Consider the following 24,470-nt stretch of genomic DNA (forward strand, 5'->3'; position numbering starts at 1 on the left):
AATCAATCGTGAGCGTGTGAACCGAGCACACCGAGTTCAGCCAGCAGGTCGCCGCGGGCGACCGTGCCGCTGCGATCCGCGCGGTGCTCGAAGGCGATCCGGCCGTCGCGCATCACCAGGATGCGATCGGCGAGCGCGATCGCTTCGTCGACGTCGTGCGTGACGAGCAGCACGCCGGGACGATGGTTGGCGACGAGCTCGCGTACCAGCGCGTGCATGCGGATGCGGGTCAGCGCGTCGAGCGCGGCGAACGGTTCGTCGAGCAGCAGCAGCTCCGGCTGCTGCACCAGCGCACGAGCGAGCGCGACGCGCTGCGCCTGGCCGCCCGAGAGATTGCGCGGCCAGTCGTCGAGGCGGTCGCCCAAGCCGACCTCTGCCAGCGCCGCGGCGGCGCGGGCGCGCGCGTCGGGCACATCGAGACCGAGCGCGACGTTGCGCCACAGGCTGTCCCAGGGCAACAGGCGATGTTCCTGGAACACGACGGCGGGCCGGCGCGGCCCGATGATGCGGCCAGCCTGGATCGGATCGAGCCCGGCCAGCGCGCGCAGCAAGGTCGTCTTGCCGCAGCCGCTCTCGCCGAGCAGCGCCACGAACTCACCGCGTTCGATGCGAAGATCGAGGCCTTCGATGACGGTACGCTCGCCATAGGCGCGGCGCAGACCATTGACGATCACCGCAGGCGCGGTGGCGCCCTGCAGCGGCGGCGCGAACTGGACCGTCATCGCGCCGCTCCGTAGTTCGGGTGCCATGCGAGCAGCCGCCGTTCCAGCCAGCGCGCGATCAGGTCGGCGCCGACGCCGATCAGGGCGTAGATCACGATGGTCAGCACGATGACATCGGTGCGCAGGAATTCGCGGGCGTCCATCGCGAGGAAGCCGAGGCCGGACTGCGCGCCGATCGTCTCAGCGACGACCAGCGCGAGCCACGCGGTCGCCAACGCATAGCGGACGCCGGTGAGAATGGAGGGCAGGGCGCCGGGCAGGATGATGCGGCGGATCAGCTGCAGCGTCGACAGCGCCTGGACCCGGCCGAGCTCGAGCAGTTTCGGATCCACCTGGCGGATGCCGAGCGTGGTGTTGATGTAGATCGGGAAGGTCACGCCGAGTGCGACCAGAAACACCTTCTCGGCCTCGCCGACGCCGAGCCAGACGATCACGAGCGGCAGCATGGCGAGGAAAGGGATCGCGCGGATCATCTGGACGCTGCGGTCGATCAGCGCTTCGGCGATCCGCGAGAAGCCGACGAGAATGCCGAGCACAAAGCCGATGGCACCGCCGATCGCAAAGCCGGCAGCAGCGCGCAGCAGGCTGACGCCGAGATCGTTCAGCAGGGTGCCCTGCGTCGTCAGCTTGAAGGCCGTGCGCATGATCTTGCTTGGCGCCGGCAGGACTTGCGGCGACAGATAGCCGCCCTGCGCCGCCGCTTCCCAGATCACGATGAGGAGGGCGGGCGCGAGCCAAGACAGGGCCTGCAGCGTCGCCGGGCTCAGCGCGCGACGCCTGTCCGCGCTGGGGCGCGCGGCGTCACGATTGGTCTGCGGCAGCTCGATCGTCCCGGCAGCTTGTTCGAGATTGCTCAAGAGTGCGTCGTCCTCGCGATGTCATGCCTCTGCCGATAGAGATCACTCGACAGATCTGTAGATCGGATGCGCGCAGGCAGCCGTGTCGTGCCGCCTCGTTGCGCGCCGGCAAACTGTCCCACGAAACTTGGCTGATCGAAATAGAGCCGTTTTCCAATTGTCGTCAGGCCTGGAGGTTTTCGATTTCCCGCGCGGGCCAAAAGCGGCAAGAACTTCTTTTCCGAATTTGTTAGTACCGGTGAAGAGGATCGCGCTTCGTCGAGATGACGATGCGAGAGACGTGCAGATCGTGAGGGTCGACCATGACAAGTCCGCTTCGTTTCGGCATTTGGGCCTCGGTACATGGCCCGCGCGCGGCGCATCAGGATCCGGAAGAGCCTTATGATGCCTCCTGGGAGCGCAATCGCGATCTCGTGCTGAAGGCCGAGGCGCTGGGGTATGATTCGACGCTGGTGGCCCAGCACACGATCAATCCGCACCAGGAGGATCTCGATCAGCTCGAGGCCTGGAGCGCAGCAGCGGCGCTCGCAGCGCTCACCAGCCGGATCGAGATCATCACCGCGATCAAGCCGTATCTGTATCATCCCGTGGTGCTCGCCAAGATGGCGCTCGGCATCGAGAACATCAGCCGCGGGCGTTTCGCCATCAATCTCGTGAATGCCTGGAACAAGCCCGAATTGGAGCGCGCCGGCATCGGCTTCGCCGAGCATGACGAGCGCTACGCCTATGGACGAGAATGGATCTCGGTGGTGTCGCGGCTGCTGCAGGGCGAGCGCCTCACGCACAAGGGCCGCTATTTCGACGTGCAGGACTACGCGCTGCGGCCGAAGGATCTCTACCAGGTCCGGCCGCGGATCTATGTCGGCGGCGAATTCGAGCCGGCGCGGTCGTTGGTCGCCGATCACGGTGACGTCTGGTTCATCAACGGCCAGCCGCTCGCCGACGTCTCCGGCCTGATCCGCGACGTTGCGGCGCGGCCGAGAGGTGCGGCGCCGCCGCTTCGCTTTGGCCTATCGGCCTTTGTGATCGCACGTCCGACCGCGGCGGAGGCGGAAGCTGCGCATCAGCGGCTGCTGCTTCTCGCCGAGAAGGACGCGCCGATGAAGGCGATCCAGAAGCAGAACACCGACCCCAAGGTGGTGATGATGCAGACCATGCAAAAGAGCGCGCGCGTCGGCAGCAATGGCGGTACGGCCGCCGGGCTGGTCGGCAGCTATGAGGAGGTCGCCGACCGCGCCATCGACTTCCACGCCGCCGGCATCGAGCTGTTCATGCTGCAGTTCCAGCCGTTCGAGTCCGAGATGAAGCACTTCGCGGACGAGATCATTCCGCGCGTGCGGCAGCGACAGCGCGATCTTGGTCTCGCGACGGCCGATTCCGGCCGACGTGTGGGGTGATCTCGCCTGCGAAGCGCGCGGAAGAACTGATTGCTTTGTGAAGTTCGTTGCGCGGGGAGATATTCGCTCACCGTCGCGCCACATTCGAAAATCCATTTCATTGACGATGTGGACGGGCGAACGCATCATCCATTCATCATTGGGGCGCTGACGACAGCGCACGGTCAACGAGACATCGAGGCATTCCGCGGATGGAGTGCGGGCGCCATGCGCCTGCGCATAGGCGGAGCGTTGTCGGCAGGAGAGGGTGATGGATAACACGGAGACGACAAGCGCTTTGAGCCGGCGTCGGCTGCTGCAGGCAGGCGCCGGAGCCGCGTTGGTGGCGCCGTTCGGCGGCCTTGCCGCGCAGGCTCTGTCCTTGCGAGCAGCGCCGGAGATCGACTTTCAGCAGTTTCCGATCTGCCGGACGGCGGCTGAAGTGCCAGCTCTCACCGGCGCGCCGCGCAAGCTGAAACTGTCGTGGAATGCCGGCGCAGTGTGCCTGACGCCGGTTCCGGTGGCGATCGACCAGGGCCTCTTCAAGAAGTACAATCTCGATGTCGAGCTGATCAACTACTCGGGCTCGACCGATCAGCTGCTGGAAGCCATCGCGACCGGCAAGAGCGATGCGGGCCTCGGCATGGCGCTGCGTTGGCTGAAGCCGCTGGAGCAGGGGTTCGACGTGAAGATCGCCGCCGGCACCCATGGCGGCTGCATGCGGGTGCTGGCGCGCAGCGATTCCGGCATCACCAAGCTGGCGGACCTCAAGGGCAAGGCGGTCGCCGTCGGCGATCTCGGTGGTCCCGACAAGAACTTCTTCTCGATCCAGCTCGCGCGGCTCGGCATCGATCCGGTGAAGGATGTCGATTGGCGCGTCTATCCAGGCGCCGTCGTCAACGTCGCCGCCGACAAGGGCGAGACGCAGGCGTTCCTGGCGTCCGATCCGCTCGCTTATCTCTGGCTGAAGGACCCGGCCTACAAGGAGGTCGCCTCCAATCTCGACGGCGAGTATCAGAACCGCGTCTGCTGCATCCTCGGCCTGCGTGGCAGCCTCGTGCGCGAGGAGCCGCAGGTTGGCCGCGCTATCACGCAAGCGCTGCTCGATGCCGCGATGTTCACGGCGCAGAACCCGGTCGAGGCGGCGAAGTCGTTCCAGCCTTACGCGCCGAAGCAGGCGACGCTCGCCGATCTCGAAGGCATGGTGCGCTATCACACCCATCATCATCATCCGCATGGTGCTCCGCTGAAGCAGGAGCTGAAGGCCTATGCCGACGACCTGAAGGTCGTCTCCGTCTTCAAGCCCAGCACCGACACCAGCAAATTCGCCGAGCGCATCTATGTCGACATTTTCTCTGTCTGACGTCGCCGCCGGCGAGCTCGCGCGGAGCAGCTTGCTTTCCGACAAGCTCCGCGAGGTGGCGCCCGGCATTGCCGCGGCGCTCGCTTGGGCCGCCTTCGGCGCATCCTGCCTCGTCCGCGAGGACATCGGTGACTGGTCGCGCACGACCGATCTCGCGGGCGCCGGATTTGTCATCGCGGCAATCCTATTGTTGGCCAGTCTTGCCGCGCACCTGCTCGGACGTGCGGGTGTCGGCGTGCGCAAGCGAAGTCCCTGGTTCATCGCGCTCGGCGTGTTCCTGACGCTGTGGGAGCTTGGCACCGCGAAATACGCCTGGCTGCCGCTGCCGTTCTTTCCGCCGCCGCAGGCCATCATCGAGGTCTACACCGACGATCTGCCGAAGCTGCTCGACAGCGTCTTCGCGTCGATCAAGCTGCAGCTCGGCGGCTACCTCATCGGTGCCACCATCGGCTTCGTCACGGGTGTCTCGATCGGCTGGTCGACGCGGATCGGCTACTGGGTGCATCCGGTGCTGCGCTTCATCGGACCGCTGCCGGCCACGGCATGGCTGCCGATCGCCTTCTTCAGCTTCCCGACCAGCTGGAGCGCGTCGACGTTCCTGATCGCACTCGCCACCGGCTTCCCCGTAACAGTGCTGACATGGTCCGGCGTCGCCAGCGTGCCAACCGCGTACTACGACGTCGCGCGGACGCTCGGCGCCAAGCCGTCGTTCCTGGTGCTGAAGGTCGCAATCCCTGCGGCGCTGCCGCATGTGTTCGTCGGCCTGTTCATGGGCCTCGGGGCCTCCTTTGCGGTGCTGGTCGTCGCGGAGATGATCGGCGTCAAGGCCGGTCTCGGCTGGTACCTGCAATGGGCGCAGGGCTGGGCGGCGTACGCCAACATGTATGCAGCGCTGCTGGTGATGTCGCTGCTCTGCTCTGGCGCGATCACGCTGCTGTTCAAGACCCGTGACCGCGTGCTGGTCTGGCAGAAGGGTGTCGTGAAATGGTAGCCGTTTCGGAAGCTCGACGGGCGGCGTTCCCGGGTGCCGCGATCGACATCGCCCATGTCGACCATGCCTTCGACATCGACGGCGCCGAGCTGAAGGTGCTCGACGATGTCAGCCTGATCGTCGAGCCCGGCGAGTTCGTCGCGTTGCTCGGGCCCTCGGGCTGCGGCAAGTCGACCTTGTTGCGTCTCATCGCCGGCCTCGACAAGCCGCGCAGCGGCGTGCTGCGCGAGGACGAGATCAGCATCAGGGGACCGCATCCCTCGCGCGTCGTCGTGTTCCAGGACCCGACGCTGTTTCCATGGCGCACGGTGCGGGACAACGTTGCGCTGGGACTGGAGGCGCAGGGCATCCTCAAGAAGCAGCGCCATCGTGTCGATGCGGCGCTCGACCTGGTCGGGCTGTCCGACTTCCGCAACGCCTTTCCGCATCAGCTCTCCGGCGGCATGGCGCAGCGCGTCGCGCTGGCGCGGGCGCTGGTCAACGATCCCAAGGTGCTGGTGCTGGACGAGCCGCTCGGCAAGCTCGATTCGCTAACCCGCATCGCGATGCAGGCGGAGCTCGTGGCGCTGTGGCAGCGCAAGGGTTTCACGACGCTGCTGGTCACCCACGACGTCGAGGAGGCGCTGGTGCTCGCCAATCGCGTCATCGTGCTCAGCGACCGCCCCGCGCGCATCAAGGCCGACATCGTCGTGGACAGACCCTATCCGCGGCATCGCGGTGATCCGCATCTTGCCGATCTGCGCCGGCAGATCCTTGGGCTCCTCGGCTTGGAGGCAACATGGTAGCCGCCATCGAAAGCATCGCGCCGCGCCCGGCCGGTGCAGTGGACGACGAAGAGCTGATCGCACGAGCCCTGCGGCTCGTGCCTGTCTTCGCCGAGCGTGCGCCGGCGCATGACCGTGACCGCAGCTTCCCGTTCCAGAATTTTCAAGACCTGTTCGACGCGGGCCTGCTGTCGCTGACCGTGCCGACCGCGCTTGGCGGGCAGGGCGCCGGCGCACGTCTCACCGCGCGCGTGCTCGGGATCATTGCCGAAGCCGATCCGTCGACGGCACTGGTGCTGGCGATGCACTATATCCAGCATTTCGTGATGGCGCGGCACCAGGAGTATCCGCCGCGGCTTGCGCGCAAGCTCGCGCGGGATTCGGTCGAGCGGGGCGCGCTGATCAACACGTTCCGCGTCGAACCCGCGCTGGGCTCGCCGTCGCGCGGCGGCCTGCCGGAAACGATTGCGCGGCGCACCGACACCGGCTGGCGGCTGAGCGGCCGCAAGATCTACTCGACGGGTGCGCCGATCCTGAGCTGGTACTCGGTGTGGGCCAAGACCGACGAGGCCGAGCCCCGGCTTGGACTCTTCCTGGTCCAGGCCGGACTGCCCGGCATCAGCATTTTGGAGACCTGGGATCATCTCGGCCTGCGCGCGAGCGGCAGCCATGACGTCGTGTTCGATGACGTCGTGATCCCGCTGGACCATGAGATCGAGCTGCGCAAGCCGGAGGGCTGGCGGGTGCAGAACCCGACGCAGGCGCTGGTTCATGCCGCTTTCGTCGGCGCGATCTATGACGGCGTCGCGCGCGCCGCACGTAACTGGATCGTCGACTTCCTGAGGACGCGGACGCCGTCGAGCCTCGGCGCACCGCTCGCGACCTTGCCCCGGGCGCAGGAGGTGCTCGGCGCGATCGAGGCGCGGCTACAGGTCAATGCGCGGCTGATCGATAGCGTGGCGCGCGATTTCGACGAGGGCAGGGTCGTCAGCCCGGTCGAAGGCAACGTCATCAAGCTGACCGTCACCAACAATGCGGTGGCGGCCGTCGAGGACGCGCTGTCGCTGTCGAGCAATCACGGCCTCAGCCGCGCCAACCCGCTCGAGCGGCACTATCGCGACGTGCTGTGCGGCCGCGTGCATACCCCGCAGGACGACGCCACGCGGATCGCCGCCGGCCGTCTGGCGCTTGGACTCTGAGAACCTGAGGAGAGAGGACACATGTCCGAGATCGAATTCATCGGCTTCATTTCCAACAACAACTCGTCCGAGACCATCGTCCGCAAGGGACCGGTGCTCGACCCCGTCCACATCGAGACGGTGGCGAAGGCGCATGAGAATGCCGGCTTCGACCGCGCGCTGCTCGCGTTCCACTCGACCTCGCCGGACAGCCTGCAGGTCGCCCAGCATGTGCTCGGCGTCACCTCGAGGCTCAACGTGCTGATCGCGCAGCGACCGGGGTTCACGTCACCGACCCTGCTGGCGCGGCAGTTCGCGGTGCTCGACCAGTTCTCCAGGGGCCGCGTTGCGCTGCATGTGATCACCGGCGGCAATTCAACCGAGTTGCGACAGGACGGCAACACGCTCGACGACAAGGAGGCGCGCTATGCGCGGACAGCTGAGTTCCTCGACATCGTCCGCGCCGAGTGGACCAGCGAGAAGCCGTTCAGCTATGCCGGCAAGCACTATCAGGTCGAGAATGCATTCGCGCAGGTGAAGCCGTATCGGAAAGAGGGCATCCGGATCTATTTCGGCGGCGCCTCCGATGCCGCGATCGATGTTGCGGGCCGTCACGCCGACACCTATGCGCTGTGGGGCGAGTCCTATGCGCAGGTGCGTGAGCAGGTCGCCCGCGTCAGCGCGGCCGCCGCCAGGCACGGCCGGCCGGCGCCGCGCTTCTCGCTGTCGGTTCGGCCGATCCTCGCCGAGACCGAGGAGAAGGCCTGGGCCAAGGCGCAGGAGATTTTGGAGCGCGCCACCGCGCTGCAGGATCAGACCGGCTACCGCAAGCCGGCCGACGGACATGCCACGGATGGCGCCAAGCGGCTGCTGGCGATCGCCGAGCAGGGCAAGCGGGTCGACAAGCGGCTGTGGACCGAGATTGCCAAGCTTACCGGCGCCAACAGCAACACCACCGCGCTGGTCGGCACGCCGGAGCAGGTCGCCGACGTATTCGGCGATTACTACGATCTCGGCATCAGCCATTTCCTGATCCGTGGCTTCGATCCGCTGATCGATGCCATCGAGTACGGCCGCGAGCTGATCCCCGCGACGCGCGAGCTGATCGCGCGGCGGCAGGGCGCGAAGGGAGTGGCCGCGGAATGAAGCGCGTTCTGCTTGCCGCGGGTGTTCTGCTCGCGTTCACGGCTTCCGCCTTCGCGCAGGCGACCCTGCGCGTCGGCGACCAGAAGGGTAATGCGCGCGCCGTCATGGAGGCAGCGGGCGTGCTCAAGGACGTGCCCTACAGCATCGAGTGGAAGGAGTTCGTCGCCGCTGCGCCCTTGCTGGAAGCGCTGAGCGCGGGCGCCATCGAGACCGGGCTCGTCGGCGACGCGCCCTTTACCTTCGCTGCCGCCTCGGGCGTGCCGGTCAAGGCGATCGCCGCCATTCGCCAGACCCAGGAGGGTCTTGCGATGCTTGTGCCCGAAAGCTCGGCCATCAAGAGCTTCGACGACCTCAAGGGCAAGAAGATCGCAACCGGCCGCGGCTCGATCGGACATCAACTGGTGCTGGCGGCACTGGAGTCACGCGGCTGGACCACCAGCGACATCCAGCTCGTGTTCCTGCCGCCCTCCGATGCCAAGGTCGCCTATACGCAGGGCTCGGTCGATGCGTGGTCGACCTGGGAGCCGTATGTGAGCCAGGAGGAGGTGCTGTTCAAGTCGCGCCGCATCATCACCGGCGAAGGACTGACGCCCGGCCTGAGCTTCCAGGTCGCGACCCCCACCGCCATCAGGGACAAGCGCGCGGCGCTCGAGGACTTCGTCCAACGGCTTGCGGCGGCGCGTGCGTGGTCGCTCGGCAATGTCGAGAGCTATGCCGAGACCTGGGGCCGGCTGATGAACATTCCGTCCTCCGTACCACTGAACTGGCTCAAGCGTGCGAAGGTGCGCATCGTGCCGGTCGACGATGCCGTCGTCGCCGACGAGCAGAAGACGATCGACCTCTACAGGCGCACCGGCCTGATCAAGGAGCGGCTCGACGCGGCCGGCATCCTCGACCGTTCGTTCACTGCGGCGATCGCGAAGGGGGCGGGGCTTTGAGCTGTCAGCGCGTCACGTGATCTCACCGAACACACGTGACTCTCGGCGGCGTCGGCCGCTGAAAACCATAGCACCCTTCAGCGGTGATCCCACCGTCAGCCTCCACGCTATCAGGCTGACCTTCCCGTAACCGTCCCGGCCCGCGCCGGTGAACTTGGTGCCACACCAGCTACGCCACGTCACGCGGCACGATCGCGGCGCCTCCGCGAACCCGGGAGAAAAGGAGCCCGCTCCGATCCTCGAATGTGCCTCCCCTCTCAGCCTCTTCGCTGCGTTTGACTGGCGGGCGTCTTGCTTGCAAGTGTGCTTCAGGATCGCCGAGACGTAGTTGCGGCGCGAATCTCAGTTGCGCTGCCAACCGATCAGGACATGAGGCTGACCATCGTCTGGCGATTTTCCATCGCCGTCCTGGCGATAGCAGGCGATGGATGATGAAGGGCGCTCGGCGCGCCCGGCTTGTCTGGGCGTTCAAGTGTCCCAGAGGTTGCTGTGATTGAGCGAGAAGCCGCAGCGTACCGGATCACCGCATTCGCCGGCGATGACGCGCGAGTGCCTATGAGTACCGCAGGTTCCTGTGAGCGAACCTAATATATAAGGTCGCATCGCGATCTGAGGTATTAATACCTTCTAGTAGGTGGGTTGTGAATTGGGCGTCGTTGACCTCTCTGATTGGGCTTCATGGCTTCAGTGTGTGACGACGAGGCGCTCCAGCACCGGACGGATGACGACGCCGAACATCCAGCCGCCCGCGGTCTTCTATTCATGGCAATCGGGCCTTCCGTCGAGGGGAAATCGCGGCTTCATCGGCGATGCGCTCGAGCGAGCTATTTGATCTGTCCCGCTGACCAAGGTCGATGCCTCACGGCTGCAAACCATCTCTTGGATTGTCCAGTCATTGGCCGTACGTTGGTGGGCGGTGACGGAATAATGCCCAAAGCAAACACCATGGAGAACAGTTGGTCTGATGGATGAAGACGACCCGAGCGATCAAATCTCCCGGATCGAGGCGCGGATCGAAGAGCTTGCCGAGATGGCCGAGCGGTGTCGAAAGATCATCCTGGCCTCGAGGGTCGTGATCTATGTCGGTGCAGGATTGCTGCTCGGCGCGGTGCTGGGCCTGCTGGGATCCAATGCGGTCGTCGCCCTCGGGGCGATTGCTGCGGTGCTGGGCGGCATCGTGTCGCTCGGATCGAACGTCAGCACATTGCGACAGACCATGGCGGCAATGGCCGCCGCCGAGACGTTTCGCGCCGACCTGATCGGCAGGATCGATCTTCGTCTGGTTGGTGACGCGCGCCGAAGCGGATTGCAGCCTCGGTGACTCGCGCCGCTGGGTGTTGCACTCCGAGCGATCCGTTTGCGGGGGGCGGTGACGGTGCGCGAACTGACTGCACCGGATCAACGCGACCTGTCGAGCAAAGCGGGTTCAGGTAGGCTGTATCGCCTTGCCGTGCGCAGCCCGGGCTGCTATATATAAGCAACGCGCAAGAGTGCTGATCTCACCGAGTGGCTCGAGACGGTCATGCATCTGTACGGTGAGCGCATTCTGTCGTTCGACATGCGGGCAGCGCGGATCGCGGGCCGATTGTCGGATCGGGCGAGGGGGCCTGGACAGGCGCCGGGCTTCGCCGACATCATCATCGCAGCGACCGCGCGCCGGCATCAATTGACGATCCTGTCGCGCAACCTCAGACATTTCGAGCCGCTGGATGTCCCCGTGCTGGATCCATTTGCGGACTTGCCGTGAACGGCGCGGTCCGGGTTCTGATCGGCAAGTGGCGCGGATTCGACCGCGCGCGATGCCAATCAGCTCAGCCAATCAGCTTAATTGACGTGAGAGGATGGTTTCGCCGGCGCCCGACCTATCCTACGATAGCAATGAAAAAGAAGACGCAGGGAGTAAACCATGCTCAAGGGGATCGATCCGCTGCTCAATGCCGACGTGCTCTATGCTGTCAGGGCGATGGGGCATGGCGACCGTCTCGTGATCTGCGACAGCAATTTTCCGGCCGATGCGATCGCGCGGCAGACGGTGTTCGGCGAGCTCTTGCGCATCGACAATGTCAGCGCGGCCCGGGCCGTCCAGGCGGTGCTGTCGGTGCTGCCGCTTGACACCTTCGTCGACGATGCCGCGGTCAGGATGGAGGTCGTCGGCGAGCCCGAGGTGGTGCCGCCGGTGCAGCAGGAGGTTCAGGCTGTGATCGACCGCGCCGAAGGCAGGTCCTGGCCGCTGGTCGGCGTCGAGCGGCACGCGTTCTATGAAAAAGCCAAGACCGCCTATTGCGTGATCGCGACCGGCGAGCGCCGGTTCTACGGTTGCTTCCTGTTCAGCAAGGGCGTGATCGCGCCGGACGCGCAGTGAGCATACTCCTGGCCGCGCTCACATGGGTGATGCGCGTCGTGTTCTCGTCGCGTAGCCAGGGCGAGCGCCCGCCGATGCCTAACGGTCGTCGGCGGGAGCGGCCCCGGGGCGAGGCCGGCCCCGCATGTCGCTACGCTCGTGGCGGGCTACGGACCGGTCACGGAGGCGGGAGCTGTTGGCTTGCGGTAGCAAATGGTGGCAATTTATGCTCCCCGGTCTTGGAGCATCCGATGGCATCTGTCGAAAAACTCAGCGTTGCGCTGACGAGCGAGCAGGTCTCAGCCCTCAAGACAGCGGTCGAGTCGGGCGAATATGCCACCACCAGCGAGATCGTCCGCGAGGCGGTGCGCGACTGGCAGCTGAAGCGTGAGCTGTGCCGGGAGGACGTCAGGCGCCTGCGGCAGGCCTGGGACGAAGGCATCGCCAGCGGATCTGCTGCCAAGGTCGATATGAAGCAGCTGCGCACGGACGCCCGCGACGGCTGAAGGGAGCGAAGCAAGCCTCCCACAATGCCGATTGAGCTGGTCTGGTCCAACCAGGCCTGGTCCGATCTGCTCGACATCTACCTGCTGATCGGGGTCGATCAGCCAGCCGCCGCTGAGCGTCATCTCGACCGAATCGAAGCGAAATTCGAACTGCTGAGATCGCAACCGCGGATGGGCGCCCGCCGTTCCGATCCGCCCGTCCATGCGTATGCTGGTCGAGGCGCCTTACCTGCTGCTTTACCGAACCGTCCCCGACACGGACGAAGGTCCGGTTGACTCCGTTGAAATCATCCGCGTCATCGACGGCGACGACGTCCGACCGACGGCAAATCCGCCCTCATGGCTTTGCGGGTTCGAGTCCTGCATCACCCATCATCCGGCCGCGGCCGGCCCCATGACGTCTGGGCGATGGGCCAAACATAGCCGCCGCCTGAAGGCTCAGCCAGCGATGTGGTGTCGGCTTTTCGATCGATGTTGATATGGCCGTAGAAGGGCACTGGCGAGTATCGAGCAGATATTGACGGTCTGCGCGCCATCGCAGTCGCCGTCGTCGTCTTGCTTCATCTCAGGGTGAGTGGCTTCAGTGGCGCGGCGTTGCCGCCTCTATTTGCTCTCGGATGGCGTCCGGCTGTAGACCGTCTTGGCCGGATAGGTCGAGTTCGTGATCGTCAGCGTACTACCATCGAGATTATAGATGCTGGCGCCGTCGCGCGCCTTGTTCTTGACGAATGCCGACTTGCTGACGCCGACGACTGTCGCTTCCAATTGCGAGGCCCGGCTGATCTCATAGATGGCGCCGCCCTGATGGCGCGCGCTATTGGCCGTAAACCGGGCTTGCTCATAGCTCACATGCGAGCCGTAATCCTCGTAGGTTGCGCCGCCATCCTGCGATGCCCGATTGCCGGTGAACGAGCACTTCTGACATGTGACGACGACGCCCTCGCGGTTGACGTTGGCGCCGCCATAGACGGCCCGATTGCCTTCAAAGACGGTATCGGAGATCGTGAGATTGGCCTTGCCGTAGGCATAAATCGCTCCGCCTTCGAGTGCTTCGTTGTGCTCGAAGCGGCAATTGTGCAGCGTCATCTTGAATCCGATCGCGGCCTCGCGCGGCAGAAATTTCTTGCCGGCATGATAGGCAAGCAACCCGCCGCCCTTGCCGTTGTAAGTCCGGCCGACCGCGCGACCGTCACGCAGCATCAATCCGTCGAGCAGCGCGTCATCGGCGCCATAGAGGACGTGCGCATATCGATAGCCGCCTTTGGCGGCCCTCGCGCTCAGAATTGTCCGCGCGCCGGCGGCGCGACGCTGCTCTAAGGCAGTTTCAGTGCCGGCAAACCCGCCGTACAGCTTCACGCCGTCGTAGAGAATGAAGGCCGCGATACGGCCGTCCTTCTTGGCAGGCCTGTACGTGCCGGCCTTGATCCAAACCGCCGCCTTCGAGGCCGAGGCGAGGTCGATGGCCGCCTGTAAGTCGGAGAACCCGGTTGCCCAGGAAAGTCCGTCCTGTGCCTTGGCCGGGTTGTCCGGAACGACATAGATGACCGGCGCGGATACGGCCTTGGCGCTGACCGCTGGCCGGATGTACTCGCCCTGATATTCGACCGCGCCGCTGTTCTTCACGTAAATCTGGACGAGTTTCTCGACCAAGCCGTTCTTCAGCAGGAGCGCGCCGTCCAAGCCGGGCTGGTAACCGCGCGCATAAGCGGGCGCGGATTTAAGGGCAACGGGTTCCAACTCCCCCTTGAGGTTGCTGATGGGGATGAAGTCGGCCAGCGGCAGCGTGCTTCCCGCAGGAGCGAGCGAGCCGACCTCCGACACAATGTCCTCATGCCAATTATAGACCTTACCGACAACGCTGCGGATGAGGATCGGATTGCTGTTCGCACCTGTCCCCTGATAAAGGTCCGGGCCCAACGCGCTGCTGGCCTTGTTGCCCACGATTGTCACGTTGACGAGCAGTGGTGCCGAGCCGCCGTCGTTGCCGACGCCGCCGGCGCTCACGGCCGAGTTGCCTGTGAACAGCGTGTTGAAGACAAGCGGCGACGCGGCAAAGTCGTTGTAAAGGCCACCGCCTTTGTCGTTGCTGCGGTTGCCGATGAAGCGGCAGTTGATGAAGCGCGGCATAGCGCCGAGATCGTTGCTTACGCCGCCGCCGCGCAGCTCGGCGACATTGTCGATGAAATCGACATTGATGAAGGCGGCCTGGTCCGCGCCCGCCTTGTGCACATTGTAAACGGCGCCGCCCTTGGGCGAGTAGTTGTTCTTGAAGACGACGTTGCGCACAATGGGGCTGGTCATGAAGTTTCTCATGCCGCCGCCAACGACCATGTCGTTCTTGAGAATGTCGGCCGGCACGAGATGCATGCGGGGCTTGTCCGTCCCGTAAGAATCCGAGACCGTGAAGCCATCCAGAATGGCTCGGTTAGCGCCCATAATAATGGTCTTTGTGTTTTTCGTCTTGTCGCCCTTGCCGATATTGCCGCTGAGTATGGTTACATTCCTTCGAAAATCCCTTTGCTGCCGCGCCGTTTCGTTGCCTGAGAAGCCCCCATAGACGGCGATGTCCTCCTTGAGGACAAATGACTTGGTCTGATCGGTCGCATCGGGATAATACGTGCCACGCGCCACCCAGATTTCGTCGTTCTTAGAGGCCGCTGATAGTGCATCCTGCAGGGATTGGAACGCGGCATTCCAGGCGTGCCCGTCCCCCGCACTCTTACTTGCCTGATTCACGTACCAAGTTTTTCCGGAATCGGCTTGCGAGACGCCCGAAGCTAAGGTGACGATTGCAGCCGCAAAAAGTGCCGTGAAAAGGTGCTTCATCTTCATTCCTAATCGGGAATTGATCCGCGGCGCGTCGGCTGGCTCCGTAGGCGTTCCAGCGAGCAGGGGGTCTCTATCGAGCAGAGCGCAGTTCTAATGTACAGTATGCTCTCGACGTCAATCGTTTGTGTTGATCTGAGTCAATCCGGCGCGAGTTCGGGGCCTTCGCTGCGATTTGGCTCTTTCCGACCTCTATGGGTTGGCTCGCCAGCCTGCGTTGCCATCAGCAGCGAACGGTTCTCGTTGTGGTGAATATGAGGCGGTACGCTGTCGCCAAATATCCGCGGTAAGGCATCTCAAAAATGCCGAGAACATCGCCGGACTGTTAGCAGGTCCGCTTACGCAAATGATGGTCAAAGCCACGATGTGCGTGTCCTCCGCTCGACTCAGGGTAGATCGTAGCAGAAATGCGGCGCGGCGAGATTGCCGAGATTGCGGGTGACAGTGCACTAAATCGTGCTGGGCCATCCGATGAAGTTGTTTCGTTCGATGGCCGATATTCGTCGTCTGTTCGATGAAGGATGACCAGCTCGCTCTCGGTGCGTTCGCGCCAGCGATTGCGGGATTGCGCTGACAGTGCACTTGACTATCTCGCTGACCAAGGTCGATGCCTCACGGCTGCAAACCATCTCTTGGATTGTCCAGTCATTGGCCGTACGTTGGCTGGCGGAGAGGGAATAGTGCTCAAAGCAAACACCATGGAGAACAGCTGGTCTGATGAACGAGGACGACCTGAGCGATCAAATCTCCCGGATCGAGGCGCAGATCGAGGAGCTTGCCGAGATGGCCGAGCGGTGTCGCAAGATCATCCTAGCCTCGAGGGTCGTGATCTATGTCGGCGCAGGATTGCTGCTCGGCGCGGTGCTGGGCCTGCTGGGATCCAATGCGGTCGTCGCCCTCGGGGCGATTGCCGCGGTGCTGGGCGGCATCGTGTCGCTCGGATCGAACGTCAGCACACTGCGACAGACCATGGCGGCAATGGCCGCCGCCGAGACGTTTCGCGCCGACCTGATCGGCAGGATCGATCTTCGCCTGGTGGGTGACGCGCGCTGAAGCGGATGGCAGCTTCGGTCGCTCGCGCCGCTGGGTGTCGCCCTTCGATCGATCCGTTTGCGGGGGGTGACAGCGCGCGAAACTGACTTCGCCGGCTCAACGTGACGAGGCTCAACGGGCTTCGGGGAAGCGACGCCGGGGAGAGACCTGTCCCGCATGTCGCTGCGCTCATGGCGGGCTACGGGACTGGTCACGGGGGCAGAGAAGGGAGTCCAGCGCCGGGCGAGCGCCGCGAGACCTCGCCCGGTGCCACGCCGCGGTTTCAATCAGAAGCGGCTCAGCGGCAATTCCAGGTCGTTCCTTGCGCGCAAACCGCGTTCGGGCTGTCACCACCATAGATCTGATAGGGGTATTCGCCTTTGCGGTAATAGCCATAGGCGTGGGGGTTCACTCCGTAGTAGGCGGGCGCCTCGTAATACGCCGGGCCGCCGTAGACCGGACCATCATAGTAATCATAGGCGTCGCGGCTCGCGGCGATCGCAAGACCGGTGCCGATGGCACCCGCCGCAAGCGCCGCGCCGACCGCAGCGCCGCCGCCGCCGTGCCAGCGCCCATTTCGCGCGTCGGCACTGGTCGGGGCCAGGGCGCCGATCGCGAGTGCAGTCAATGAAGCAATTGCGGCCGTGCGGCCGAGCAGAGCTGTTTTGGTCGACATATCAGGCCTCCAGTGAAGTGCGCCGTGATCGGCGGATGTCTCCGGTGTCCGGCTCTGCCAAGAACGGTTGACGAATGTCAGAGCCGAACAAGGCCGGCAAACGGATGATCGATTGCGGTTCTTGATCCGACCTCGCTCGAGGAGCTGGCGACAGTCCAAAGCGAATGTCAGGTCCACCACACTAGAACCGCTGCTGCGCTTCGGAGTTCCGGCCCAGCCCGAACTTCCATGCGATCGGACCGGTGCCGCTGGGCACGCGGAGGAGGGGAATGGCTCGTGCTTTGCCGACCCGGCAGCCCGGAGCCAACTCATCACCGTGACGGTGCATTCCAACAACTGAAGACGTTTGAAGGGCGTCGATGATGCTGGCCGCTATGACCCGATGAGCTCACGCCATCCCGAGTTGCACGACGGGCAATCTCTGCATGGCGCGCATGCGCCAACTGCCCGTCGAGCCAGTTTGTCGCGGACTCATCACTTGCCACGTCGGGCAAATCACCTCCACATTTCCGCGCATCCCGGCTCGCTGAAGAGGGACGTTTCGCGATCGTCACGAGCGTCGAGCCGGAAGATGCGATGGGCGCGTTGCTCTGCAGCCGGGTGTTAAAGCCCGCGCCGACGAACGGAGCGATGCGACGGCGAAATGGTGTGGTCCTGGCATCGCGGTGCTGATGCCAAGTCGGCGGTGATGATGATCCGCCGGCGACGGGGGCAAGACAGCCGATCCCCGGGGAGAGCGCCTATAACCCGTTCAAACCGTCGCGCAGGGAAGGCCGGATATTGGGCTGAACCTGTGGTTCTGCCGCGTGCTTTCTGTTGCACGCGGACCGCGGGTATCAGCCGATACCCGGTCTTCCCTGCGCCTCTTCTTCGAGGAGAAGAGGACCAAAGGACGCAAAGCCCGGGTGCAGTCCGCCGCGGGAGCGCGACGTCATGGCCTCGCTGTCCGACCTGTTCGGAACATGCGCGTTTGCAGGCGAGCCCGTCATCGCGACGTTGCGCGGGAGCAGGGAGGTTGCAGCCATTCCGCCTGCGTGTCCGGACGGCGTCGTCTCACCCCGTCGTCGCCAGCCGCACCGCCAGCGCACACGCCCGGTCGTATTCGTCCAGGTTGATCCATTCGTCGATCGTGTGCGGCTCGTTCTGGCCGGTGCCGAAGGTCACGGTGGGGATGCCGTGGCGGACCATCCAGTTGGCGTCGAGGCCGCCATTGCCGGCGCGCAGGGTCGGCGTGGCGCCGATGTCGGAGACGGCAGCTGTGGCGCGCTTGACGACGGGAAGGGTCTCCTTCATCCGGAACGGATGATAGTCGGTCTCGGCCTTGAACTTGACGCGGCCGGATTTGCCGTCGCTGTTGGTGACGCGCTTGGCGGCGGTCTCGAAAGCGGTCCTGTAGGCCTTGGTGATCTCACGGATGAATTTGGCATCGTGGCTGCGACATTCGCCGCGGACATGGACGTAGTCGGTGACGACGTTGGTGGCGTCGCCCGCGGGGCGGCCTTCGCCGCCGGTGACCGGACCGACATTGCTGGTGCCAAGCCTCGCGTCCTTGCCCTTGCCCTTCACCACCTTGCCGAACCAGCCGCCGGCTTTGACCTCGGCGAGCGCGAGCGCCAGGATCATGGTGGCGCTGATGCCGCGTTCCGGCGCGACGCCGGCATGCGAGGCGCGGCCGAAGATCTCGACCTCCCAGCGGTCGGCGCCGACAGCGCCGATCGTGACGGCGGAGGCGGAGCTGCCGTCGAAATTGAACGCCATCTCGGGCGCGCCGAGGTCGTCGGTGTTGACGTGCCGCGCGCCGTAGAGCCCGCTCTCCTCGCGCACGCAGAACAGCAGCGTGATCGGCGGATGATCGAGCTTCTGCCGGATCAGCTCGGCCGCGAGCGTGACGAGAATGCCGCACCCGCAGCGATTGTCGCCGCCGAGCGCGGTCTTGGCCTGGTTGACGATCTTGCGACCGGAGATCTTCGGCTGCGCGCCGGCGCACAGCGGCACCGTGTCCATATGGGTCATGAACATGATCCGCGGCTGATTGTGCTGGCTGCCGCGGCCGGGCAGCTCGACAATCAGGTTGCCGGTCTCGGTCGGCAGCGGAATGCGCGTATTGGCATCGTCGAGCCGCATCGCCTTGGCCGGCACGCCGGCCTGCTTCAGCGCCGCCATGATCTCGCGCCCGATCGCCTTCTCCTGTCCGGTCACGCCCTGGACGGCCAGAAAACGCATCAGGCGATCGGTGGCGGCGGCGGTGTCGACGGACATGAAGCGATTCCCATGGTGAACGATGTGCCCGGAGCATCCAGCCGGGCGGCCGGTTGCGCAAGGGGGCTCGCATTGGTTTCGCCGCCTGACTCTTTTCCGATGCCTCGATCGTCTTCATGTCATCTCGACATTGGAGCATCATCATGAGCCTGAAAGACAAGACGATCGTCGTTACCGGTGGGAGCCGCGGTCTCGGCCTGGGAGTCGTGGAGGCTCTCGTCGATCGCGGCGCCGAGGTGACCGTGGTGGCGCGCGGAGCCGAGGCGCTGAACGCGATCGCTGCACGTCTGGGCGTGGCCACGATCGCGGCCGACGTCACCGACGAGGCCGCTGCGCATCGCATCGTCGGCGATATCAGCCCCGACATCCTGATCTTGAACGCCGGCACAACGCCGCTCATGGGCCGGCTGGATCGGCTGACCTGGAGGGATTTCTCGGCTGCCTGGGAAACGGACGTCAAGGCGGGCTTGTACTGGATCCAGGCGGCGCTCAAGCTCCCGCTCAAGCCAGGAAGCCGCGTGCTGGTTGGATCGAGCGGCGCGGCGGTGGGTGGTTCACAGATGTCAGGCGGCTACGGCGGCGCCAAGCGCATGCTCTGGTTCATGGCGAAATATGCCAACGGCGTGTCGCAGGACGACAGACTCGGCATCCGCTTCCAGGCGATCGTGCCGCGCATGATGATCCTCGGCACGGGAGTGGGGGATACGGCCGCGGGCGCTTATGCCGGGTCCATGGGCATCACGCCGGAAGCGTTCGTCGCCCGTTTCGGCGCGCCGATGCCGCCGCGCGCGTTCGGCGATCGCGTCGTCTCCGTGCTGGAGGACCCGCGATTCGCCGATGGTGTCGTGTTCGGTCTGAATGGCGACGACGGTGTGACGGTGATGGAAGGAGCGGCAGCTTGAGTGACGGACCACAGGATCAGCAAGACGCGCGCAGGGCCGAGCTCATGGCCCTTGCAGAGAAGTTGCGGCCCGAGCTGCATCGCTATTGCGCGCGGCTGATGGGGTCGGTGATCGACGGCGAGGACGTCGTGCAGGACACCCTGACGAAGGCGCTCGTCGCCGTGGGCGAGATGCGGGACCTCGCGATGCTTCGCGCCTGGCTGTTCCGGGTCGCGCATAACCGGGCGCTGGACCTGCTGCGCAGCCGTGCGATCCGGGCGGTCGAACCGATCGAGGCCGCTGACGACGTCGCCGATGACGCCGCACCGGATGCCGTGGAGGTGATGATGCGCGACGAGGCGATCAGGACGGCGGTGTCGCGCTTCACGGAGCTTCCGATCCCTCAGCGGAGCGTGCTCATCCTCAAGGACGTGCTCGACGAGCCGCTCGCCGACATCGCGGCGTTGCTCGGCCTGACGTTGGACTCGGTGAAGGCGCATCTCGCCCGCGCCCGCGCGCGGCTCTCCGAGATCAACGCCGTGGCCGAGGCGCGGCCGGCGGCGAGACCGGCGTCCGATGCGGTGGCGCGCTATGCGAGCCTGTTCAACCGGCGTGATTGGGACGGCCTGCGCGCGCTGCTGGCGCACGACGTCAAACTGCACCAGTCCACTCATCCCATCCGTGTCGGCCCGGCCGATGTCGGGATGTTCTTCAGCATCTACTCCGGGATGGACGGCGTCTGGCTGGCGCCCGCCTGGCTCGAGGGCCGGGAAGTGATCGCCGTGTTCGAACGCCATGGCGATCCGCAGCCCAGCTACTTCATGTGGCTGAGCTGGCGCGACGGCAAGATCAGCTTCATCCGCGACTACCGCTACGTCCGCTATGTCATCGCCGATGCAGAGCTGGCACTCATCCCACCAGTTTGAGCACCCAGGCCGGCAAGGGCTTGATCCACGTCAACGAGGGACGGTCGCGTCAGGACCATATTCTGACGAGAGAGGTCCGAGATGCAGCTCTTCAACTCGACGCGAAGCTACGGCGCAATTCCGCAGACGTTGCATTGGCTGACGGTCGTGCTCGTGGCCGTCGCCTGGGCGCTTGGTGTCTTCGGTGACGTGCTGCCCAAGGGCGCACCGCGCGAATCCGGCCTGTTCATCCACGTGACGGCTGGGATCGCGATCCTCGCGCTTCTGGCCGCGCGCCTGGCCTGGCGGCTGGCCGATCCATCTCCGCCGCCCGAGACGACCGAATTCGCCACATGGATGGGAAAGTGGCAGGATCCGGCCGCGCGTTTCGCGCACTACGCCCTCTATGCGCTGCTCCTTGCCGTGCCTGTCGTTGGAATCGTGTTGCAGTTCGCACGCGGTGATGCCTTGCCGCTGTTTGGCATCGCCGAGATCGCGTCGCCCTGGCCTAAGGACCGCGCTTTTGCTCACAACGTCAAGGAAGTGCACGAAATTCTCGCCCACGCCCTCGTCATCGTGGCCGCGATGCATGCGGCCGCCGCGCTGATCCATCACTGGATCTTCCGGGATCGGACGCTCCTGCGCATGCTGCCTCATTCGGACGACTAGGGGAGGCGACAGGCCTGTCGGGAATGACGGATTGCGCCGTCGCTTCAGGCGCCGTGACCGAACGGTCGCGATCCGATCGATCACTCCGCTCATGGTTCGGATTGCCAATCCCCCAGGAAACACGGCCGGGAGACTCGCCAATGCTGGAGTATCGCGTCAACGCCCGACGGATCGATGCGCATGAAAGCGTCGCAGACTGCAAGGATGCGACCGTGGTGCTCGATACCGACGTCAAGGGACGGCGGGATGCATTCAACCCGGCCGAGCTTCTTCTCGCCGCGGTTGCCGCCTGCATGATCAAGGGAATCGAACGCGTGACGCCGATGCTCAAGTTCCATGTTCGGGGCGTCGAGGTACGGCTGATCGGCGTCCGTCAGGATAGCCCGCCGATGATGGCGTCGATCGATTACGAGCTGATCGTCGACACCGATGAAGATGACCGCCGGCTCGAGCTGCTTCATCAGAATGTCAGGAAGTATGGAACGATTTCCAACACCGTGGCCGCCGCGACGAGGTTGCAAGGCGTGATCAGGAGAAAGACATGAGCCGTCTTCACGTCCACCCTGAAAGCCACCTGGTGGCGCGGATCGGATGGCTCAGGGCGGCCGTTCTGGGAGCCAATGACGGCATCATTTCGACTGCAAGCCTGATCGTCGGTGTTGCTGCGGCAGCAGCGACACGAAACGACGTCCTGATCGCGGGTGTCGCGGGATTGGTCGCGGGAGCGATGTCGATGGCCGCCGGTGAATATGTCTCCGTCAGTTCGCAGTCGGATACGGAGCAGGCCGACCTTGCACGGGAGCGCAAGGAGCTGAGCGACAACCCCGCATTTGAACGCGACGAGCTTGCCGATATCTACGTCAAGCGAGGTGTGGATCAATCCCTTGCGCGGCAGGTGGCCGAGCAGTTGATGGCGAAAGACGCGTTGACGGCTCATGCGCGCGACGAATTGGGAATCTCGGAGATCACCGCAGCGCGGCCCATCCAGGCCGCCGTGACCTCGGCCATGATGTTTTCGGTCGGAGCCGCCATGCCCTTGCTGATGGTCGTCGTGTCGCCCGCCAACTTGCTGGTCCCGATCGTCTCCGCGGCTTCTCTCGCCTTTCTCGCGGTGCTGGGAGCGATCGGCGCAAAGGCAGGCGGGGCCAACATTCCGCGTGCCACCTTTCGCGTGACGTTCTGGGGGGCCTTCGCCCTGGGTCTCACCGCAGGCATCGGAAAGTTGTTTGGGGCCGTCGTTTGAAGCGCGGGCAAAGCTTGCGTGACGATCAACGGCGTTACCGCCGTCTCGTGTCGAGGTTGCGGCGGTGTCGCGCTGTCGTCGACGCCGGCATTGTTTCGAGAAATTGAAGACCCAATTCGGTCCAGGCGCCATTATCAACCGGCCCGCGAGCCGCCACATCGGCGTCACGAGCATTCGATGGGCGCGACCCTCACGTCACGAGGACGCCGCCGAGGCGGCAATGCGCCCGATGCCGTGGTCGTGAGGAGCGAGCGGTGGACGGACAGCAAGCGCCGGGCGGATCCCGGCTGACGATTCTGCATGAGGAGCGTCCCCCGGCGGACCCGCGCGCCACATCCAGGGCGTCCGTGGGACGTGCGCTGTGGTCGCTCGTCGCGCTCAGCCTGATGTTCGGAATGCTGGTCGCGGTGCCGTGGATGGTCGAGTATGTGACCGTCGGCCAATATCTGGTTCACACCGATGACGCCTATGTCAGGATGAACGAAGTCCCAGTCAGGTCGGCGGTGTCCGGCCTGGTCAGGGACCTGCTCGTGACCGACAATCAGGAGATTGTTGCGGGACAGGTTCTGGCGCGGATCGAGCACCGGGACGAGCGCGCCGCGACGGTCGCGCTGAACGACGTCATTGCTCCCGTCGCCGGCGTCGTGGCCGCAAGCGGTCTCCATGTCGGGGACGCCGTGACGGCAGATCGGTCGTTGATGGCGGTGGTCACGCCGGGCGAGCCCCACGTCATCGCAGCCCTCGCGGTTTCCGAGATCACCTATGTCGCGATCGGACAGGCGGTCACGATCGACGTGCCGGGCCTGCCCGTCCGGCTCTATGGACATGTCGCGGATGCTGAGTGGATCGGCGCGGCGTCCGGCTCGCCAACCGGCGAAAGCCGGATTGCGCTGAAGATCAGCCTGCTGAAGGCGGCCATGCCCGCCGGATTGCGATCCGGCATGGCTGTCGGCGCGACGATCCTGACCGGCCTGACCGGGACGGAGCGGATGGTCTCGCAGATCCTGCAGAAGAGAGCGCAGAGGACCTGCCGCTGCGAGCAGGATCTCCAACCCGCGTCGGTGCAGCGGCGCATCTGACCACGGCATCCCCACGCGACGCGCGGCGGCTGCGATCAGCCGCGGCTGAGCTCCTGCACGCCGTCGTGAACCTGGTAGACGACCTTGCCCTCGCGCCAGGCGAACGCGCCGCCGGGCTCGCGGCAGACGATGCCGGCTTCCGGAATCAGCTTGTCGCAGAGCATGACGATGATGTCCTCCAGCGGTGCGCTGGTGTCGTTCTCCTCGGTCATCCGGTCGATCGAGATCTCGCCGCCCTCGACGCCGTCGTCGATGTGGACGATGAAGATCTCCTCATGGCCATGGATGCCATGCGCCGTCACCCGAAACACTTCCCCCTTGTACTCGAATTCCCGAACCATCGCGTCCGCCCATATGAGTTTGTTGATTGCCGTTTCAAGCGGGGACGGAAACTAAGAGCGCGCCGCGCGAGGGTCAAGAAAAGTCGGTGTCGGGAATCCGACAAAATTCAACGGGTGCGAACGCATGCCACGGGTGTGCGCGCATGTTCGCTGCACGACGGGCAATCCGTGCATGCCGCTCATGCACGAACTGCCCGTGGAGCCGGTTTGTCGTAAACTAATCAATTGCACTCGGGCAAATCACCGTCACATTTCCGCGCATCCGGCTTCGCCGAAGAGGGACGTTTCGCGATCGTCACGAGCGTCCGGCCGGGATCGCGAGCCCATGTGTGAGGCCATGTGTGCCGTCTGATAGTCGAGCGAAGGAGTCGCGGTGC

At 64.8% G+C, this 24,470-nt stretch carries 24 protein-coding genes and 1 pseudogene; 19 read left to right on the forward strand and 6 right to left on the reverse strand.

The features are described 5' to 3' along the window. Positions 1–2: 2 nt before the first annotated feature. Positions 3–722 carry an ABC transporter ATP-binding protein gene (locus QX039_RS01710; RefSeq protein ID WP_315739258.1) on the reverse strand — a complete coding sequence of 240 codons (720 nt, stop codon included), beginning with the start codon at positions 720–722 and terminating at the stop codon, positions 3–5. Next, the gene (locus tag QX039_RS01715; RefSeq protein WP_315739259.1) at positions 719–1,579 is read right to left on the reverse strand and encodes an ABC transporter permease subunit; all 861 of its coding nucleotides are present in this window, start codon (positions 1,577–1,579) and stop codon (positions 719–721) included. The genes QX039_RS01710 and QX039_RS01715 overlap by 4 nt, the downstream gene beginning before the upstream one ends. Before the next feature lie 302 nt (positions 1,580–1,881). Here QX039_RS01715 and QX039_RS01720 point away from each other — a divergent pair, with 302 nt between their 5' ends. From QX039_RS01720 to QX039_RS01775, 12 genes and pseudogenes are all read left to right on the forward strand, one after another. Next, the gene (locus QX039_RS01720) at positions 1,882–2,976 is read left to right on the forward strand and encodes an LLM class flavin-dependent oxidoreductase (RefSeq protein ID WP_315770955.1); all 1,095 of its coding nucleotides are present in this window, start codon (positions 1,882–1,884) and stop codon (positions 2,974–2,976) included. Between the two features lie 250 nt (positions 2,977–3,226). Further along, complete coding sequence (locus QX039_RS01725) at positions 3,227–4,318, forward strand: ABC transporter substrate-binding protein (protein WP_315739261.1); 1,092 nt, start codon at positions 3,227–3,229, stop codon at positions 4,316–4,318. After that, positions 4,296–5,309, forward strand: coding sequence for an ABC transporter permease (locus tag QX039_RS01730; RefSeq protein WP_315739262.1), 1,014 nt, complete (start codon positions 4,296–4,298; stop codon positions 5,307–5,309). Before QX039_RS01725 ends, QX039_RS01730 begins: the two co-directional genes overlap by 23 nt. Continuing rightward, complete coding sequence (locus QX039_RS01735) at positions 5,303–6,094, forward strand: ABC transporter ATP-binding protein (protein ID WP_315739263.1); 792 nt, start codon at positions 5,303–5,305, stop codon at positions 6,092–6,094. The genes QX039_RS01730 and QX039_RS01735 overlap by 7 nt, the downstream gene beginning before the upstream one ends. Then, complete coding sequence (locus QX039_RS01740; protein ID WP_315739264.1) at positions 6,088–7,272, forward strand: acyl-CoA dehydrogenase family protein; 1,185 nt, start codon at positions 6,088–6,090, stop codon at positions 7,270–7,272. Before QX039_RS01735 ends, QX039_RS01740 begins: the two co-directional genes overlap by 7 nt. Positions 7,273–7,293: 21 nt before the next feature. Beyond that, on the forward strand, positions 7,294–8,397 hold the full coding sequence (locus QX039_RS01745) for an LLM class flavin-dependent oxidoreductase (protein ID WP_315739265.1): 1,104 nt from the start codon (positions 7,294–7,296) through the stop codon (positions 8,395–8,397). Further along, entirely contained in the window at positions 8,394–9,335 is a 942-nt protein-coding gene (locus QX039_RS01750; protein ID WP_315739266.1) for an ABC transporter substrate-binding protein, read from the forward strand. The genes QX039_RS01745 and QX039_RS01750 overlap by 4 nt, the downstream gene beginning before the upstream one ends. 964 nt (positions 9,336–10,299) lie before the next feature. Next, complete coding sequence (locus QX039_RS01755; protein ID WP_315739267.1) at positions 10,300–10,656, forward strand: hypothetical protein; 357 nt, start codon at positions 10,300–10,302, stop codon at positions 10,654–10,656. A gap of 177 nt (positions 10,657–10,833) precedes the next feature. After that, a pseudogene (locus QX039_RS01760) lies at positions 10,834–11,082 on the forward strand (PIN domain-containing protein); the annotation flags it as partial. Between the two features lie 159 nt (positions 11,083–11,241). Continuing rightward, complete coding sequence (locus tag QX039_RS01765; protein WP_315770957.1) at positions 11,242–11,697, forward strand: RbsD/FucU family protein; 456 nt, start codon at positions 11,242–11,244, stop codon at positions 11,695–11,697. A gap of 230 nt (positions 11,698–11,927) precedes the next feature. Continuing rightward, positions 11,928–12,182 (forward strand): type II toxin-antitoxin system ParD family antitoxin, encoded by a 255-nt coding sequence (locus QX039_RS01770; protein ID WP_315770959.1) that lies wholly within the window; start codon positions 11,928–11,930, stop codon positions 12,180–12,182. 24 nt (positions 12,183–12,206) lie between these two features. Beyond that, complete coding sequence (locus QX039_RS01775) at positions 12,207–12,458, forward strand: type II toxin-antitoxin system RelE/ParE family toxin (RefSeq protein WP_315770961.1); 252 nt, start codon at positions 12,207–12,209, stop codon at positions 12,456–12,458. A gap of 327 nt (positions 12,459–12,785) precedes the next feature. Here QX039_RS01775 and QX039_RS01780 read toward each other — a convergent pair whose 3' ends face one another. Next, complete coding sequence (locus QX039_RS01780) at positions 12,786–15,008, reverse strand: right-handed parallel beta-helix repeat-containing protein (protein WP_315770962.1); 2,223 nt, start codon at positions 15,006–15,008, stop codon at positions 12,786–12,788. A gap of 717 nt (positions 15,009–15,725) precedes the next feature. Between QX039_RS01780 and QX039_RS01785 the strand changes: the two genes are divergently transcribed. Further along, entirely contained in the window at positions 15,726–16,061 is a 336-nt protein-coding gene (locus QX039_RS01785) for a hypothetical protein (protein ID WP_315770964.1), read from the forward strand. Between the two features lie 277 nt (positions 16,062–16,338). Here the strand turns inward: QX039_RS01785 and QX039_RS01790 are convergent, their stop codons facing one another. Then, entirely contained in the window at positions 16,339–16,716 is a 378-nt protein-coding gene (locus tag QX039_RS01790) for a hypothetical protein (protein ID WP_315770966.1), read from the reverse strand. Positions 16,717–17,769: 1,053 nt separating this feature from the next. Continuing rightward, entirely contained in the window at positions 17,770–18,975 is a 1,206-nt protein-coding gene (locus QX039_RS01795) for a M20/M25/M40 family metallo-hydrolase (RefSeq protein ID WP_315770968.1), read from the reverse strand. A gap of 143 nt (positions 18,976–19,118) precedes the next feature. Here QX039_RS01795 and QX039_RS01800 point away from each other — a divergent pair, with 143 nt between their 5' ends. From QX039_RS01800 to QX039_RS01825, 6 genes are all read left to right on the forward strand, one after another. Then, on the forward strand, positions 19,119–19,877 hold the full coding sequence (locus QX039_RS01800; RefSeq protein WP_315770970.1) for an SDR family oxidoreductase: 759 nt from the start codon (positions 19,119–19,121) through the stop codon (positions 19,875–19,877). Beyond that, positions 19,874–20,782, forward strand: a complete 909-nt coding sequence (locus QX039_RS01805; protein WP_315770972.1) for a sigma-70 family RNA polymerase sigma factor — start codon at positions 19,874–19,876, stop codon at positions 20,780–20,782. The genes QX039_RS01800 and QX039_RS01805 overlap by 4 nt, the downstream gene beginning before the upstream one ends. A gap of 81 nt (positions 20,783–20,863) precedes the next feature. Then, positions 20,864–21,430 (forward strand): cytochrome b, encoded by a 567-nt coding sequence (locus QX039_RS01810; RefSeq protein WP_315770973.1) that lies wholly within the window; start codon positions 20,864–20,866, stop codon positions 21,428–21,430. Positions 21,431–21,570: 140 nt separating this feature from the next. Then, entirely contained in the window at positions 21,571–21,975 is a 405-nt protein-coding gene (locus QX039_RS01815; protein ID WP_315739451.1) for an OsmC family protein, read from the forward strand. Continuing rightward, a complete protein-coding gene (locus QX039_RS01820) occupies positions 21,972–22,673 on the forward strand; it encodes a VIT family protein (protein WP_315739274.1) in 702 nt (233 codons plus the stop codon). The genes QX039_RS01815 and QX039_RS01820 overlap by 4 nt, the downstream gene beginning before the upstream one ends. A 347-nt stretch (positions 22,674–23,020) precedes the next feature. Continuing rightward, positions 23,021–23,752: an HlyD family efflux transporter periplasmic adaptor subunit gene (locus QX039_RS01825; protein WP_315739275.1), complete on the forward strand. Its 732-nt coding sequence runs from the start codon at positions 23,021–23,023 to the stop codon at positions 23,750–23,752. 35 nt (positions 23,753–23,787) lie between these two features. Here QX039_RS01825 and QX039_RS01830 read toward each other — a convergent pair whose 3' ends face one another. Further along, entirely contained in the window at positions 23,788–24,093 is a 306-nt protein-coding gene (locus QX039_RS01830; protein ID WP_315739276.1) for a hypothetical protein, read from the reverse strand. Positions 24,094–24,470 lie beyond the last annotated feature (377 nt).

This window comes from Bradyrhizobium sp. SZCCHNR1043 (assembly GCF_032489675.1).
Taxonomy (GTDB): Bacteria; Pseudomonadota; Alphaproteobacteria; order Rhizobiales; family Xanthobacteraceae; genus Bradyrhizobium.

Excerpts from the sequence above, each read along its gene's own strand:
- QX039_RS01710 (WP_315739258.1), bottom strand. The coding sequence starts at position 722 with ATGACGGTCCAGTTCGCGCCGCCGCTGCAGGGCGCCACCGCGCCTGCG.
- QX039_RS01720 (WP_315770955.1), top strand. The coding sequence starts at position 1,882 with ATGACAAGTCCGCTTCGTTTCGGCATTTGGGCCTCGGTACATGGCCCG.
- QX039_RS01725 (WP_315739261.1), top strand. The coding sequence starts at position 3,227 with ATGGATAACACGGAGACGACAAGCGCTTTGAGCCGGCGTCGGCTGCTG.
- QX039_RS01730 (WP_315739262.1), top strand. The coding sequence starts at position 4,296 with ATGTCGACATTTTCTCTGTCTGACGTCGCCGCCGGCGAGCTCGCGCGG.
- QX039_RS01735 (WP_315739263.1), top strand. The coding sequence starts at position 5,303 with ATGGTAGCCGTTTCGGAAGCTCGACGGGCGGCGTTCCCGGGTGCCGCG.
- QX039_RS01740 (WP_315739264.1), top strand. The coding sequence starts at position 6,088 with ATGGTAGCCGCCATCGAAAGCATCGCGCCGCGCCCGGCCGGTGCAGTG.
- QX039_RS01745 (WP_315739265.1), top strand. The coding sequence starts at position 7,294 with ATGTCCGAGATCGAATTCATCGGCTTCATTTCCAACAACAACTCGTCC.
- QX039_RS01750 (WP_315739266.1), top strand. The coding sequence starts at position 8,394 with ATGAAGCGCGTTCTGCTTGCCGCGGGTGTTCTGCTCGCGTTCACGGCT.
- QX039_RS01755 (WP_315739267.1), top strand. The coding sequence starts at position 10,300 with ATGGATGAAGACGACCCGAGCGATCAAATCTCCCGGATCGAGGCGCGG.
- QX039_RS01765 (WP_315770957.1), top strand. The coding sequence starts at position 11,242 with ATGCTCAAGGGGATCGATCCGCTGCTCAATGCCGACGTGCTCTATGCT.
- QX039_RS01770 (WP_315770959.1), top strand. The coding sequence starts at position 11,928 with ATGGCATCTGTCGAAAAACTCAGCGTTGCGCTGACGAGCGAGCAGGTC.
- QX039_RS01775 (WP_315770961.1), top strand. The coding sequence starts at position 12,207 with ATGCCGATTGAGCTGGTCTGGTCCAACCAGGCCTGGTCCGATCTGCTC.
- QX039_RS01780 (WP_315770962.1), bottom strand. The coding sequence starts at position 15,008 with ATGAAGCACCTTTTCACGGCACTTTTTGCGGCTGCAATCGTCACCTTA.
- QX039_RS01785 (WP_315770964.1), top strand. The coding sequence starts at position 15,726 with ATGAACGAGGACGACCTGAGCGATCAAATCTCCCGGATCGAGGCGCAG.
- QX039_RS01790 (WP_315770966.1), bottom strand. The coding sequence starts at position 16,716 with ATGTCGACCAAAACAGCTCTGCTCGGCCGCACGGCCGCAATTGCTTCA.
- QX039_RS01795 (WP_315770968.1), bottom strand. The coding sequence starts at position 18,975 with ATGTCCGTCGACACCGCCGCCGCCACCGATCGCCTGATGCGTTTTCTG.
- QX039_RS01800 (WP_315770970.1), top strand. The coding sequence starts at position 19,119 with ATGAGCCTGAAAGACAAGACGATCGTCGTTACCGGTGGGAGCCGCGGT.
- QX039_RS01810 (WP_315770973.1), top strand. The coding sequence starts at position 20,864 with ATGCAGCTCTTCAACTCGACGCGAAGCTACGGCGCAATTCCGCAGACG.
- QX039_RS01815 (WP_315739451.1), top strand. The coding sequence starts at position 21,571 with ATGCTGGAGTATCGCGTCAACGCCCGACGGATCGATGCGCATGAAAGC.
- QX039_RS01820 (WP_315739274.1), top strand. The coding sequence starts at position 21,972 with ATGAGCCGTCTTCACGTCCACCCTGAAAGCCACCTGGTGGCGCGGATC.
- QX039_RS01830 (WP_315739276.1), bottom strand. The coding sequence starts at position 24,093 with ATGGTTCGGGAATTCGAGTACAAGGGGGAAGTGTTTCGGGTGACGGCG.